Here is a 16,035-nt window from a genome sequence, read left to right on the forward strand (position 1 = left end):
GATTATGAACCAGAGGTAAGAGTTGGAGTTGCCCTAACCGACGAGAGCGATTGCTATAACAGTTGGAGTTGCCTTAATCGCCCTGCGGTTGCTATAAGTAGCAACTTTAGGCGGTTAAGACATCCTTAATTCCTGAAGCCCTTAATTCTAAACCCTTCTTCCCCTAGCCCCAAGCCCCTAGCCCCTAGCCCCTAGCTATACTACAGCATATTCGATCCAATCAAAGCCAATTACCAACTAAAACAAAAGGTGACCAAAAAAACGGGTGGTTATAGGAAGGATTTCGGAGCAAAGTTAATTGAGCTTGGCGCAGGGCGTCGGCTTTGCCCGAAGGGCTCCTCGTTAGCTGCTGATAAAACTTAATCATTAGTTCGGCTGTTGATTCATCCCGTACAGACCAGAGGGTAGCAAGGGTACTTCGCACTCCCGATCGCAAAGCAACACCTGCCAAACCCAAGGTAGCCCGCAAGTCGCCATTAGCGGTTTGGCAAGCGCTCAATACCAAAAGTTCGATCGCATCTTTTTCGCTTTTTCCACGTATTTGAAGTAACTCATCTAGTTCCTTAACGTTAATCCGTCCATCCCAAGTAAGAAGAAAAGTTTCTGCCGGATTAGAACTAAACTGACCGTGAGTAGCGAGATGTACAACTTTAAAAGGTTTTGCTTCAATTTGATTTTTTAAGGCTGTGCGAGTGAATTGTTTGTCTAATAAAAGTTTAGAACCATTTACTTCCAAGCCGATCTGCTTAAGTTCAATGGCTACAGATGGTAAAGCCGAAAAACCTTGACGAGCTTCAGTTAGTCCTGCTGTTAAGACATTGAGTTGTTCTTTCCTTAGTGTTTGCGGCTCTAGCAGTTGCAAACCAGAACTGAAAACAACAGCGTACTGTTCGATCAGATATTGCTTACCATCGTAAAGAGCAGCCATCGGAATATTCCGCAAGAATCCATCAGGGATAAATACTAAAGTTTTAATCCTTTGACTTTGTAAATCAGCTTTGGCAGGTTGAATCAGCCAATTAAAAACTTCCTGAGAATAACGCAGGCGTTCTTGGTCAGAAAAATCGGGATTCAGCGATGAATAGAGCTGCTTTAAAGTTTTTTCGATCTCTGCTTTAGGCAGTTTGGTAGCGTAGTGTCGGAGCGGTCGATCGGGAATGGAAAGAATTACTTCCAAGCGATCGGCCAGAATGATGGGATAAATTACAGCAGCTGTAGGATCGATCTGGTCAATCTGTACGGGATTTGTATCCAGGCAAGCATCTTGGAAAAAATTATCGAGTTCTGCTAATTGTAGGGCTTCTATGACTTCGCGAGCCGTTTTAAGGTCGGATTGAGTGGAGTTTTCTTGTAGCAACAGGTCTACGAATTCCCGATGAATGGGTTCGACACTTTTGGTGAAGTTAAACTGGATATCGGAGTTAATGGCAATGAGGTCGCTCCGCAAAGCCTTGAGTGCTTTCAAGGCTTCTTTATAGGCAGCGATCGCATCTTCCCGTTTTCCCTCCTGTTTGAACAGGCGACCAACTTGCCAAGCACTGCGAGCTACTAATTCGTCTGAGCTTGTCTGTTGTGCAATCTGCAAAGCCTGTTGTGCAAGTGTTTGCGCCTCTTTTGTTTTCCCTTGTTGTGCGTACAGCTGGCTGAGTCGATCGAGTGCGTAAGCTTCGGCGGTAGAATCTTGCAGTTGTCTCGCTAACTGCACTGCTGCACCTAAGCTGGTAGCAATTTCCGGCAAAGTTGTGGTTGGAAGAACCTTCGGATCTCGCTCTACCAATCTCATTAAGTTTTGAGCGAAATTAACTCGAAGGTAAATAGATTGACGACCGGAGGGAAGGCTGGCAATTTTGGATTGAATCTGAGGTAAAAGGGCGATCGCTTCTTCGTTCTGCTGTGCTTCTATTCTAAAACTGAATTGGTTGAGGAGAGCTTGAGTTTGCAATAAAGGATTGCTAGCCAATTTTGCCGCTTCTTGATAGTATTCCAAGGCAAATCTGCTTTCATTCAAATCCCTGGCTATGTTACCGATATTGAGGAAGGTAGCGGCCCGATCGTTACTGCTTCCCGTACTCTCACTAATCGTCAAACTTTCATCTAGGATTTCATAAGACTGCCGTAAATAGCCGATCGATTGTAGGGCTATTCCCAAACTCCGCAAACCGGCTGCTCTTAGCTTTGCATCTGGATGATTCCGAATTTCTGGCAACATTTCTGACAATATAGATAGAGCGCGTCGGTGCTTTCCTAATATCCGCAGCGCTTGAGCCTGATTGATTCTGCTTCCCAGAATGCCCGTTTGATTGGACGCTTGTTTGTAAGCAGATTCTGCTTGCATCCAAGTTTCTATTGCTGCCTGAGTTTGTCCTGTTTTAGCAAGCAAGGTTCCCAGGGAGTTGAGGGCTTGTCCCTGTAGGGATAAGCCTTGCGCGTTAAGCTTGCCTTGACTTTGCAACAATTGCAGACTGCGATCGAGTGCTGTGCGAGAGAGTTCGGCCCCTCCCAGGTCTTGATAAGCCAAAGATAAATAGTTTAATACCGAAACTTGCGGTATAATAGCACCTTCAGCCTCGAAAGCTTTGGCTGCTTGTTGCCAAATAGCGATCGCATCTTGATAGCGTCCGACTTGATAGAGTTCCCTTCCCTGTTCTACAAGTTGTCTGGGTGCTGAAGTTGGTTGTGCGATCGGAACTGTAGTGGCAGAATAAGTAAGGGAGGGAAAGATTACCGTTACTGAAAATAGAGTCAATAATCCCAATCCGATATTCAAGCAAGATTGCAATAAACTTTTTTTTAAAGTCATAGTTGGTTTAGAGCGCATGGCAGTTTGAGTGTTGTAAAAAATATAGATTAGAATGGGATGCGGTCGCCACCAAAACTACTTGACCTTGTGCGTTGACTTTCCAAGTTGTAGCTTCGACTATCTGCCGTAAAGAGTTAACTGAAAATCCTTCTGTGGGATGCGTTCGTCTGGAGTTTGCTTGCTGGTTTTGAGCCAGATAATCTCCCCAATCTTGCCATATTTCCTCACTGCTAAACGGTACTGTCGGGTCTGATGGCAAGCCGCCTCTTCCGGTGACGGTAAAAGTATTGCCTCCTTTTGCTGCACAAGCGGCGATAATCTGCTGGGAAGAATCGGAAATTTCGGCTGGTAATTCGACTAATCCAGATCTCGGATTTACATCTGGTGTGTTGAGGGTGACGTTACCGGAAACTCCGAAGTCAGAACTGGCGGTGATATCGCTCAAGGGTGTTTGTTGGAGACGAAATTGAGTGCCGAAAATCCCTTGAGTGGTAATTTGAATATTGCCCCCATTTCCTTCAAAAGCATTGGCACTGATATCGCTATTTTCCAAGGCGACAATAGTACTGGCGTCAATTGAGAGGTTGCCGCCATTGCCTCTGTTGCCTGCTGCTGCTGTGATTTGGCTGCCGTTGCGAAGTTGCAGGGAATTTCTTGCTTGCAGGATAATGTTACCGCCTTGACCGGATTGAGTGGATGCGCTGATGTTACCCAAACGATCGAGGAAAATCGAGCCAGCCCCGATCGTTAAGTTTCCAGCATCTCCCGAACCATCATTTCTGACTGTAACTAGACCCCCATCTGAAACTCGCAATACTGGTGTGTTAATCGTCACATTTCCCGATGCCCCGCTGGGTTGGGGAGGCAAACCCAGAATTTCTCGCAGAAAGGGGGACAGAATTACGCCAGAAGTATCTATTTTAGAGGGACTGGGCGAGCCTGGAAGTTTGCCGCTCACCTCGACAAACTCAGAGGCATTGATAGTAACGCTGCCAGAATCTCCCGATGCTACGTTAGATGAACTGAGGCTTCCTCCATCGCGCAGAACCAACCGGGGAGTGTTAATAGTTACATTCCCACCACTTCCAGAACCGAGTGTAGAAGCAGCCACGTTGCTAGCAGCAAAAGCAATCGGTGACATCCCAATCAGTTCGATCGATTCGGTGGCATTCACTGTTACTGTCCCGCTGGAGCCGCTGCCAAAGTTTGTAGATGCGATCGCTCCTCCATTCCGATTCAGCAAGCGTGTGGTTGATAAATTTAGATCTCCAGCAGATCCAGGCGCAAAAGATTGAGTTGTAATAATGCTAACCCTAGCTTGTCTGGTGGGTACGCTATCAAGCAGTTGCACAGACTCGGAAACGTTTGCGGATATATTTCCCCCTTTGGCTACACTCAAGGTTCTTGAAAGGATTGCTGCTCCATCCTGCAAGATTAACTGTGGAGTTGACAGTGTAATATCTGCGCCATTTCCTGCTGCTACTGTTTCAGTGGTTAATCGACTCTGAATAGTTGTATCTGGAGTGCTTCCTTTCAATAGCAAGGACTCGGAAGCATTTATGTTGATGTTTCCAAGAGACTGAATTCCCTGCTGCTGAATCAACAAAACTGAGCCATCCAGGAGGGAGATTTGACGACCTTGCACTTGGATCGAACCCGATCCTGCGCCACTGGCATCGGCAAAGGCCGATCTCGTGAATTGGATATCTCGGAAGCGTTTCACACCGTCATAGTTAGAAATCCACCCCTGTGCCGTCCCGATGAGACTAACTCTGCCTTCTTCTACGCTGCCTAACTCTATTCGTCCGCTGTCGGCGCTCAGAGTGCTACCTTCAAGGGTGATATTGCCTCCTAGTAAAGCTAGCGTATTTCCCGATCGAACTCGCAGACCCTTATCGCTACTACCCCGGTTAATCGGTACACCATCTTCGATCGAAAGACTGTGACCCGTACCTTCAACCGCAATCGCGCCTGGAGTTGGCCCGAACTGCAAGCCGATCGGTACATTTACCCTTAGTAAAGGGGGTGCGTTGGGTTCGGTAGCGTTGAAAAAGCTACCATCAGATAATTGCAAACTATTGGCAGTAGAGCCAATAAACGAACCGCCGATATCGAGGCGAGCATTTGGCCCAAAAACGATGCCATTGGGATTGAGCAGAAATAGGTTGGCCTTACCGTTAGCACCAATTAATCCGTCGATATTAGAAATCGATGAACCTGTGACGCGGGTAATAATATTTTCAATATTAGTAGCGTTGTTGAACAATGCCTCAGTGTCAGTAGGAACAGAAAATTCTTGAAAACTATGGAATAAATTGCTACCTGCGGTCGTTCCCCCCTCAATAGTAAAGGTACTACCTTGACTGGTAACCGTGGAAGGGGCTGTCAGGGTCCGATCGGGAATTACTTGCGCTTGAGCGCAACTTGCCCAAACTGCGATCGCGATCGGACTCATAACGCTAATTCTGAAAAGACCGCTGACGCGATGCTGGTTAAAATCCATACTGGTATTGTTGGGTGTTCAAGCTATGAATTATACCTCGCTTACTGAGAGTATTAATGTTAAATAGAATACAAGTTGCCATTAGTTTACAAAATGCGACAGTGGGGCTTGCGACCTCATAATTTCGATGTTGAAGCCACCAAAACTACTTGACTTGACACTTCAGGGTAATTGCTGAAGGGGAATTTCGATCGCAAATTCCGTTCCTTTCCCCACTTCGGAGTGATAGAGCAATCGTCCTCGATGTTTTTAAATTGGAGGTTTCACGATCGACTCCTCCTCCTTCTCTGGCGCGAATTACGCCTTGAAAGGGAGGCGTTGTCACTAGAAACTGGAGATTTTTTTGCGTATGTGACAGAAATGACTCAATATTTCTTACTCTGTCATTAGTCTGCTTCTTAATTCGATTAAGGTTGAGTTCTGATATTGCTTGAGTAGAAGAAAAGATTCCATACATCCCGATAGTAGAAGCTGGAATAAGAGTACTTAAGACCAGCAATGCCAAGAGTTTACTATATAGGGTCTTCAACATAGAATGAAAATCCAGTGACAACTCCTACACCAACTGAGTACAGTATGGTGTAGGCTTCTCAGCGACTCCCGGTATCCCGTCGGACATTAACTGAGCTTTAAAGACGAATTGCCCTACCGCCTTGTTTTTGATATTAATAGCTGCATTGTGGTCACGGCCTAGACTACACCCACAGTGAGGGCAGTCATGCCAACGAATGTGCAGCTTTTTAGGTACTTTTTCGCCGCAATTGGAGCAATCCTGTGATGTGTTATGGGCACTGACTGGGACAACCAACAAACCAGCATTTTCGGCTTTATTTGTTAGTATCGACAGAAAGCTTGACCACCCAGCATCCAACACGGACTTAGCCAATCGTGTACGAGCAAGCCCTTTAACGTTTAAATCTTCATGAGCAACTACGTCATATTTTGATAACAGCCAGTTCGCTGTTTTGAAATGGAAATCTTTCCGTTTATCGGCAACTTTCTTATGCTGTTTCCCTAGCTGCTTGACGGCTTTCTGTCTACGGTTGCTTCCTTTCTTGCGACGAGACACACGTTTTTGGATTACTCGTAACCGTTTTTGAGCTTTCCGATAATGTTGAGGAATAGCAACCGTTTCCCCAACGGAAGTTGTCAAGAATTCCTTGAGTCCTACATCAATTCCCGTGATTGAGTCTGGGTTGAAATCTGGCTTGATTTCTGGAACTGTTTTGTCTTCTAGAGAAAGGGTCAGGTAGAAGCCGTCTGCTTTCTTGGTAACAGATGCAGTTTTGATTTTGAATCCATCTGGAATAGGACGGTGCAAGACAACTTTAACCTTCCCGAACATGGGCAAATTAATCAGGTTGCCTTGCAAGCATCCATCTTTCATTTGAGGATAAGTGAACGTGCGATAACGGTTACGAGCCTTAAACCTTGGCTTACCGCTACGTTTACCGTTACTGTCTCCTTTGAGGAATCTGTCAAATGTTGCCTTAACTCGCTTGACTACATCCTGAAGCACTTGAGAGGATATTTCGGAATACCAAGGATGAGTTTTCTTGAGTTGAGGTAGCGTTTTCTTTTGGGAGTAATAGTCTGGTTTGTCTCGCAATTCTGGCAGATGACAAACAAGAGGACAAGCGTTAACAGGAGAACGATTCTGTTCGTACCAATTAAACCTATCAGCCAACAAGTAATTGTACTGAGCGCACAACATTGCAAGCCACTTGTCAATATTGGCGGCTTGCTGTTTTGTTGGGCGTAACTTGTACTGGTAGGCTGTTCTCATGGCATTATTATACCAGACCTGACGGCAATATGATGGCATGACAAAAATAACAATTCGTCCATCTGATAGCGAGTATGAACACCTGGTGAAATACTGCAAAACAAAAGGACGAACTCAGAATGACGTACTTCGAGAACTTATCAGGAGATTGTCAATCAAAGGGGTATTGAACCCCCTTGATTGACCGCCTATCCATCCCAACGCCAACCTGGGTACAGGTATGGCGTGGGGCTTCCGGCGAAGAAAGCTAAAAAAAACTTGACGAAACATCTTTTCCTATGATTTTATAGCTAGGGGCTAGGTGCGAGCGTTGAGGGAAGAGAGAAAAGGGTTACGGAGTAAGGGATGGAAGGTGAAAAGAAGAGTTGGAGTTGTCCTAACCGACGAGAGCGATTGCTATATGTACCAAGTAGTTATGCGATCGCTAATATCCCTATGTGACCCCACTAAACTTAGATTAGCTTATTTACTGGAGTTTAGACTATCGCACCTGCGATAGTCTAAACTCCAGTAAATAAGACTTTGGTATAAATCCCTATTGTTCAATGGGATTTGAGTATAAATTAGCACTAAATCCGAAGGTAAAAGTTATTTACCAAGGTTTTTTTTGGCAGGAATAGATTCCATTTTTTTCTTATAGGTGCAAAGAATGATTGGCGATCGGTCTGGTTTTGTTGCGACATCTAATCCAATCGCAACTATAATTTGAGTTTAAATATGTCATTTAGGTAGTGCGATCGTAAATTCTGTACCTTGACCAAGTATAGAATTACAACTTATTTTACCTCCGTGTTTATCTTCAACAATTTGACGAGCGATAGATAATCCCAGACCCGTACCTTGACCTACACTTTTAGTAGTAAACAAATAATCAAAAACTTTTTGTTTGATTTCAGCAGTCATACCAATTCCATTATCTTGTATTCTAATGATGACCCGCTCGGTGTTTGGGTCTATTTCCGTAGAAATAGCGATCTTACTAGGCTGAGCTTCAATTTCTGCAAAAGTGCGATCGCGATCGGACTCTTCTAAAGCATCGATCGCATTAGCTAGTAAATTCATAAAAACTTGGTTAAGTTGTCCCGGATAACATTCAATTTCTGGGAAATCGCCATACTCTTTGATTACTTCGATCGCGGGACGCTGTTCGCTTGCTTTTAGGCGATGCTTGAGAATTAGTAAAGTGCTATCCAATCCCTCATGAATGTTAAAAAGCACTTTCGCATCGCTATCCGCTCTCGAAAAAGTTCGCATCGATTGGCTAATTTGCGTGATCCGATTAGTTCCTTCCCGCATAGAAGCAATCAACTGGGGAAAATCTTCTACTAAATAACTCAATTCAAGTGTAGATATTTCATCTGCAATTTCTGGCTCTGGCTCTGGATAATATTTTTGATAAAGTTTGATTAGATTAATTAAATCTTGAGCGTAATCATTGGCGTATTTTAAATTTCCAGATATAAAGCTAAGCGGATTATTAATTTCATGAGCTATCCCTGCTACTAGCTGGCCTAAAGATGACATTTTTTCATGCAGCACTAAATGCGATTGAGCTTTCTTAAGTTCGGCTGTGCGTTCTTCAACCTTTTCTTGCAACGAAGTATTCAGTTCGCTTAGCTGTGCATTTTTTTTAGCTAATTCTTTTGTTAGAAAATGTAGTTTCAGGTGCATATTAATCCGAGCTAATACCTCTTCCTGCTGAAAAGGTTTGGTAATATAGTCTACTCCTCCCAGCGAAAGACCTTTTACCTTATGTTCTGTATCTGATAAAGCAGTCATAAAAATAACAGGAATCATTTGAATAGCAATATTATCCTTAATGCGACGACAAGTTTCAAAGCCATCAATACCAGGCATCATCACGTCCAACAAAATTAGGTCTGGAGTAACTTCTGCCAGCTTAGACAGTGCATTCTCTCCATCTTTAGCAACCAGAACCTTAAAACCAGAATTCCTTAAAAAATCAAACAAAACTTTTATATTAGTGGGGTTATCATCAACCACGAGAATAGTTTTCTGTTCGATTCCGTTCATATTTTTGCGTTTTCAAGGGAGATATATAGCTAGGGACTAGGGGCTAGGGGCTAGGGGCTAGGGAAGAGGGAAGAGGGAAAAGCTTACTCCGTCAGGGATTATGGACTTCATGTAACAGTTGGAGTTGGCTTAATCGCCCTGGCGGTTGCTATAGTTGGATAATAATTGAGTTACTTTTTCGCTGGGTAAAGGCTTGGAGAATAAATAGCCTTGACCGAACTCGCACCCTAAGTCTTTGAGCTTTTCTAATTGTTCTGTAGTTTCTATTCCTTCGGCTACCACATCGATACCTAAATTGTGAGCTAAAGAAATAATTGTTTGTACAATTGCTGTTGTGTCTGAATTATAACCTAAACTGCTGACAAAAGAGCGATCGATCTTGAGAGTATCTATCGGGAAAGTATGAAGGCGACTCAATGAGGAATAACCTGTGCCAAAATCATCGATACACAGTTTAATTTCTTGGCTGCGAATTTGCTCTAAAATTTTAGTACCTGCATGAGCAGTTTCCAAAAAAGCACTTTCTGTAATTTCTAGTTTTATAGATGAAGGAGACAAACCACTTTGGTGACAAGTTCTAATAATTTTTTCCACTACTCCTGCTTGTTGGAATTGAATCGCAGAAAAATTCACATTTACGGTTAATGGCATCTCAAACTCCTCTTGCCAAATTTTTACTTGTTGACAAGCTGACTTTAACGCTGATATATCTAAAATTCCAATTAAGCCTATTTTTTCGGCTATGGGAATAAACTTTGTAGGTTGAATAAAACCATATTGAGGATGTAGCCACCGACTTAAAGCTTCAAAGCCAACAATTTTTTTGTCGTAAATCGAAAAAATTGGCTGATAATAAAGACAAAACTGTTCTTGTTCGATCCCCTGACGGAGATCCGTTTCCAATTGAATTCGTTCTAAAGCTTGAGATTGCATTTGAGGTGTCAGCACACGATAACATCCTTTACCTGATTCCTTTGCTTGATACATAGCTATATCCGCATCTCTTAAAATAGCTGTACAGTTATTATAGTCTAATATAGAAAAAACAATACCTATGCTAGCACTAATTACAACTTGATAGTTGCCGATCGGAAAAGGCTGTTGCAATTCTTCTAAAATATGAGATGCTGTTGCTTCAACTGTTTGGATATTTTCAGCTTCTGTTAGTATTATTAAAAATTCATCACCTCCTAGCCTTGCTATTTCTCCTCTAGAATCAACACATATCTTTATTCGATTAGAAACATTTTTAATCAATTCATCTCCGATTAAGTGACCAAAGCTATCATTAATACTTTTGAAGCGGTCTATGTCTAAGAATAAAACGGGATACTTTTTATGAGCTTGGGGTTGTTCTATTTTCAAAATTTCAGATAAACGATTCATTAACCAAGAGCGGTTGTATAAACCTGTTAGCAAATCGTGAGAAGCTTCATAAGTAAGTTGTTGTTCGCGTGTTTGTAAATTTTGTAAGGTAAGATAAAGTTCTTCTGTTCGTTTGGCAATTCGCTGTTCTAATTCTCGATTTAGTTCTTGTAACTCACTTTCAACAGCTTTCCGAGCAGCAATCTCTTCGGTAAGATGTTGATTTTTTTCTTGGAGGCTGCGTGTTAAATATCTAAGTCTCAGATGCAAGCGGACGCGGCTTAATAGTTCCTCTTGTTGTAATGGTTTGGTAATGTAATCAACCGCACCTAAAGTTAAACCTTCTACTTTGTCTTTAACATCAGATAAAGCTGTTAGAAAAATGATGGGAATTTCTTTAGTAGTTGGGTTAGCTTTTAGATGGCGACAAAGTTCAAAGCCATCCATTTCAGGCATTCTTATATCTAACAAAATTAAATCTGGCTTTATATGAGGCATTTTTTCCAGGGCATTTTTTCCATTTCTTGCTACTAAAATTTTAAAGCCCGCCTCTTTTAAAAACCCAAACAATAGTTTTAGGTTGGTGGGATTATCGTCAACAATCAAAATTAATTCAGATTCTAAATTATCCATTTGGTCTACAATATTTCATTTAGTAAGACTTTAACTGATTTTGGTAAATAATAAGTTAACTCTTTATTCAAGGGATGTTAAAGAGCTAGCAACTTGCCTGCAAGAAAAACAACGACAATTGTGACGTTGACTCCAAACGACTTTCCTTTTCCAAAAAACCCATCTCATAACATAAATTAAATTAAATTAAATTATTGTATCTTTCTTAACTAAATCAAGAATAGCTCGATCGTTAAAGTCTTGCGCTAACTCACGAATGCGATCGCCAAAGTAAATATACTCAGTACCAAGCTGTTCGATCCGATCGGCCTCTGCTTCAATTTGGTCAAAATCGCCGATTTTGGCAGCTTGGTACAGTTGTATTAGTTCTGCTTGTGGGGGTTTCTGCTGCACCTGGGCCTCTTGGTATTTCTAAGGTATAGTTGGGGTCTTACGGCGAGACTGATAAGCTGCTACGCATTTAATTTGTATGTTTAGCGGGAGTGGGAGAGTGGGGGAGTGGGGGAGTGGGAGAGGAATTGAAGGTTTGATTGCCGGATTAGAAATATCCGAATTAGATGCGTGTTAGCTTAAAAATATTTTTAGCTTCCCTGTCGCTCGATCGCGCAGTGCTTTTCTATCCATTCCAAAATGCCTCTGTCATCGAAATTCTGACCTAGTTCTAAAATCCGCTGGCAAAAAGAAGCGTATTTCGGATTCAGCTGTTCGAGGCGGCGAACTTCCGATTCTATTTGCTCGATATCGCCAATGGTGGCTGCTCGTCGCAACATTTTTAACTCCTGGTAGGAAGGCGCAACAATTTTCTGAATTTCTTCTGTTTGCATTTGGCTGTCTACTTTAGCAGTATCCACTACCCATTCTAAACCCAAACTGCTTCTCAGTTTCTCTAAAAGCTCTGATAGCTGAATAGGTTTGGAAATAAAACGGTTGCCGCCAGCCAACAATGTTTGCTGTTTATCTGTAGAAAACTTACTAGCTGACATGGCAATAATCTCCGTATTTTTTAAACTTGGGATTGCTCTAATTTGCCGGATCATCTCAAACCCATCCATCACAGGCATCACTAAATCTGTGATAATTAAATCCGGTTTAGCGATCGCTATTTGCTCTAAAGCTTCAGCTCCATTACTTGCTTCGATCGGGTCAAATCCTATCGGTTTGAGAAAATCGACTATAAGAGAGCGACTTTCTGCCTGGTCATCCACCACCAATATCTTCACCGACCGCCTGCCTGTAAAACCAACTACCGCCTCTGGCTTAGTAACTTTGATCGCTTTTATTTTCCCTGATATTGTCTCCAGGTTTAACTCAAAACTAAACACACTACCTATACCCAGCTTGGAAGATACTTCTAATGTTGAACCCATCATTTGCACAATATTGTGACTGATAGCAAGTCCCAACCCAGTGCCTTCAGCCTTGCGTTGGTTCTCTCCCACCTGCTCGAAAGGTAAAAAGATTTTGTCAACCTGTTCGCCTGTCATTCCCACTCCAGTATCTTCGACTTGGAAGCGGATTTTAACAGTAGGTTTATCCAGATTACTGATAGATTCATTCACTAGGATTGCTTTGAATGTCACCGAACCAGTATCCGTAAACTTAATAGCATTGCCCAGTAGATTAATTAAAACTTGTCGCAGGCGTTTCTCATCTGCACGCACTTGTTGAGGTAAGTTATCTGAAAATTCTACCTGAAAAATCAGAGCCTTTTGATCGGCTTTTATACGGCAAATTTCGGCTACGGTTATTAAGAAACTTGGCAAGTAAAAATCGCTTTCGTAAATTTCTAATTTTCTGGCTTCGATTTTAGCTAAATCCAAAAGATCGTTAATGAGATTAAGTAAATGGGAACCGCTTTGATAAATAATGGTAATGCCTTTTTGGTCTTCTTTACTTAGCGTTTTAGAACGCTGCAAGATTTGCGCGTAGCCTAAAATTCCATTTAGAGGTGTTCTCAACTCGTGGCTCATGCTAGCTAAAAACTCGCTTTTGGCTTGGTTTGCAGCATCAGCAGCTTCTTTAGCTATCTCTAGTTCTTGAGTCCTTTCTTTTACTTTCCATTCTAAGGTTTGCGAGTAATCAGCTAATTCTTGATTTGCTTGGTATAATTCTTTGTTAGCTTCCCTTAGCTGTTGTTGATTGTAATAGTTGCTAATTAAAATAGCCGAAGCAGCCAGCGCGAGGAAAGGAGAAAATATCGGAATAATCCACCCCTGTAAAAAAGCAATATAACTAATTCCATAAAGCGAACTACTCGCGATAATAATAATTAAAATTGTCCCGAATAGAAAGAGATTTTTTCTAAACCACGAACCCTGCAAGATATTCCAAGTTCCGATCGCGCCAATGCAAGACCAAACTAAAATCCATACTTGATTGAGCGTTCTATCCCAAACTCGTAACAAGTGGCGTCCTTCTAAAGCTGAACTGAGAATTTGGCTGGTTACGTTGGCATGAATTACCACCCCTGGAGTATAGGAAGGATTTTTAAATAGGGTACTGCTGTAGGGTGTATGGAAAAGGTCATTGAGGCTGGGGGCCGCAGGGCCGATTAAGACTATGCGATCGCGCATTAAACCTGGTGGAATGCGGTTGTTCAAGACATCCGTCATCGCTATGTTTGAAAAACTGTTAAGCCCACCTCGATAGTTCATCAAAACTTGGTAACCCCCTGAATCCCTATCTACGTAACCCCCTTCATCGCCGAGCAAGGGATGGAAAACGGCTTTACCTAAGCCAAATTTTCTCTGTTTGGGATCGAGAACTTTTAACTCGATTTTTTGTAACTCTAGGTACTTTAGCGCTAACTTAACTCCCAGTCCTTGCTGCTCTCGGCGAGACTGCAAATTATTAACCGACATAAATGCGCGACGCACTTTGCCATCTCCGTCGATCGCTAAGTCGGCTGCCCCCACTCGATCGCCTTGCGCTAAAATCGGTGGGGGTGCGATCGTTGTTGGTGCGATCTTCTCAATGCCGATTAAGTTTGGGGTGGATTTGTACAGCGCCAGCAACTCTTGATGTCCCGGTTCCACAGGCAAATCGCGATATAAATCTAACCCGATCGCCGCAGGCTGCTGTGCTTTAATATTTCCTAACAGCTGCGTCAACGTGCGATCGGACATAGGCCATTGGCCTACTTTATTAATATCGGTTTCGCCTACAGTGACAATCACAATCCGAGAATCAATGCCCTCTGGGGGACGCAGGTGAAAAAACTGGTCAAGAGTTACCCACTCCAATAGTTGCAAAGCCCCAGTAGCACTACCAACAATTACAGCTACTGCGACAGTAGGAGCAATGGCAAGGATGCCTTGCCATTGCTGTACCAATTTCGCGGTTTTATGCCACATCGACTATAGCTGTTGAGTCAAAGGCTGTTGGGCTAAATCTTTAAGCCCTACTTGCTCTAGGAGATCGGCCCATTCTTGCCTGAAGTTTGCATCTTCTGGCCTTGCAAGACGAGCTGAACTCAAAATACTCAAAGTATCATACCAGATGCCTGACTTACCATATAGAACTGCTAACTCGATCGGAGTCATAGATCCATTGGTTTGTGGCGCAGGTACGCGCTTAACCCATCCTCTGACAGCATAAGAATCTGGAAGCAACATCTCTTCTGGCCCGATAAAACTCACCGACCATTGGTAGGTTTTGCCGACTTCTAAAGCTGGTGCGTTTTGCGGAACCTTAATAGCAATGACTCCTCCGGTTTTGTTCAACTCGAAAGTGGTTTGGTAATGATACTGACGGTCTTCGCTGTACAAGCTCAAGAAAATTTGCTTGTAAGAAGTCTGGGGAATATATACAAAAAAGGTTGGACGTTCCGATGCCGTCCAACCTATATTGCTACTGGGTATTAAAGGTGTTGGGTTGACAAGTTGTTCCCTGCGAGAACCGCCCGCCATCGTTCTGCTAGGCGCTTTGTCTTCTGGAGATGTAAAACCTACTTCGCCACGAGAACCGCCACCCATCGTTCTGCTGGGCGCACGATCTCCCGAAGAACTAAAACCTACTTCGCCACGAGAACCGCCGCCCATCGTTCTGCTGGGCGCACGATCTCCCGAAGAACTAAAACCTACTTCGCCACGAGAACCGCCGCCCAGCGTTCTGCTAGGCGCACGATCTCCCGAAGAACTAAAACCTACTTCGCCGCGAGAACCGCCGCCCAGCGTTCTGCTAGGCGCTTTGTCTTCTGGAGAACTAAAACCTACTTCGCCGCGAGAACCGCCACCCAGCGTTCTGCTAGGCGCTTTGTCTTCTGGAGAAGTAAAACCTACTTCGCCGCGAGAACCGCCGCCCAGCGCACGACGTGGAACTTCGTTGGTAGGGGGCTCAAACGTGACGTTGGCTATTTTGGGAACACTATCAAGAGCTTCAACCTCAACAGCCCAAGCTGCCCCCCCACAAGCAATGACTGATGAAGTAATTACCAGTAAACTTGCAAATCGATAATTTCTCCCTGAAACCTTTTCTGTAAAATTGCTGTTTTTCATTCCCTGAAATCCCCCTGGTCTTTTTCAAGTTAATTATTACCTAATTTCGCTCCCCTTATTCTATTATTTTAAAATAATAATTTACTTTTTATGCTTTCCTACACTTTAGTAAGCTTTTCGAGCAACTTGCCAAATTTAATCAAATCTTTAGATCGAGCAAATTTTTGGTAATTTTAATTACTTTGTGTTTTAAATTACATTTATCTAACTCCCTTTATGTCAAGGGGACGAATCATTTCAACAAATGGGCTCTTACAGAGATGGTATGCTAATATATAGTAAAATACGTAATAATACGGAGATACTTCCAGAGCTAGCGCGATCGCTTTTCTTCAACAATTTTTCTGCCCTCATGCAACGCCTGGGCCGTGGTCTGTATAAGCGATCGCACCATGTTGCTTTTGTCAACCTCTTTTAG

At 43.0% G+C, this 16,035-nt stretch carries 9 protein-coding genes; 1 reads left to right on the plus strand and 8 read right to left on the minus strand.

The annotated features are described in order from the left end of the window. Positions 1 to 220: 220 nt before the first annotated feature. The 8 genes from LAY57_RS08155 to LAY57_RS08190 all read right to left on the minus strand — a co-directional run bounded on the left by LAY57_RS08155 (position 221) and on the right by LAY57_RS08190 (position 15,617). Positions 221 to 2,800 (minus strand): CHAT domain-containing protein, encoded by a 2,580-nt coding sequence (locus LAY57_RS08155; protein WP_249065914.1) that lies wholly within the window; start codon positions 2,798 to 2,800, stop codon positions 221 to 223. A 7-nt stretch (positions 2,801 to 2,807) separates the two neighbouring features. Then, positions 2,808 to 5,303 carry a two-partner secretion domain-containing protein gene (locus LAY57_RS08160; RefSeq protein WP_249065915.1) on the minus strand — a complete coding sequence of 832 codons (2,496 nt, stop codon included), beginning with the start codon at positions 5,301 to 5,303 and terminating at the stop codon, positions 2,808 to 2,810. 556 nt (positions 5,304 to 5,859) lie between these two features. After that, positions 5,860 to 7,089, minus strand: coding sequence for an RNA-guided endonuclease InsQ/TnpB family protein (locus LAY57_RS08165; RefSeq protein WP_249065916.1), 1,230 nt, complete (start codon positions 7,087 to 7,089; stop codon positions 5,860 to 5,862). 720 nt (positions 7,090 to 7,809) lie between these two features. After that, on the minus strand, positions 7,810 to 9,123 hold the full coding sequence (locus tag LAY57_RS08170) for a hybrid sensor histidine kinase/response regulator (RefSeq protein WP_249065917.1): 1,314 nt from the start codon (positions 9,121 to 9,123) through the stop codon (positions 7,810 to 7,812). Positions 9,124 to 9,252: 129 nt separating this feature from the next. Beyond that, positions 9,253 to 11,121: a two-component system response regulator gene (locus LAY57_RS08175; RefSeq protein WP_249065918.1), complete on the minus strand. Its 1,869-nt coding sequence runs from the start codon at positions 11,119 to 11,121 to the stop codon at positions 9,253 to 9,255. Positions 11,122 to 11,307: 186 nt separating this feature from the next. Beyond that, positions 11,308 to 11,514 (minus strand): hypothetical protein, encoded by a 207-nt coding sequence (locus LAY57_RS08180; RefSeq protein ID WP_249065919.1) that lies wholly within the window; start codon positions 11,512 to 11,514, stop codon positions 11,308 to 11,310. Between the two features lie 188 nt (positions 11,515 to 11,702). Beyond that, entirely contained in the window at positions 11,703 to 14,474 is a 2,772-nt protein-coding gene (locus LAY57_RS08185) for a CHASE2 domain-containing protein (protein ID WP_249065920.1), read from the minus strand. Positions 14,475 to 14,477: 3 nt separating this feature from the next. Next, positions 14,478 to 15,617 carry a DUF928 domain-containing protein gene (locus LAY57_RS08190; protein ID WP_249065921.1) on the minus strand — a complete coding sequence of 380 codons (1,140 nt, stop codon included), beginning with the start codon at positions 15,615 to 15,617 and terminating at the stop codon, positions 14,478 to 14,480. A 265-nt stretch (positions 15,618 to 15,882) separates the two neighbouring features. On the opposite strand from LAY57_RS08190, the gene LAY57_RS08195 reads away from it, so the two are divergent. Continuing rightward, complete coding sequence (locus LAY57_RS08195) at positions 15,883 to 16,035, plus strand: hypothetical protein (RefSeq protein ID WP_249065922.1); 153 nt, start codon at positions 15,883 to 15,885, stop codon at positions 16,033 to 16,035.

This window comes from Argonema antarcticum A004/B2 (genome assembly GCF_023333585.1).
In the GTDB taxonomy this organism is placed as follows: domain Bacteria; phylum Cyanobacteriota; class Cyanobacteriia; order Cyanobacteriales; family Aerosakkonemataceae; genus Argonema; species Argonema antarcticum.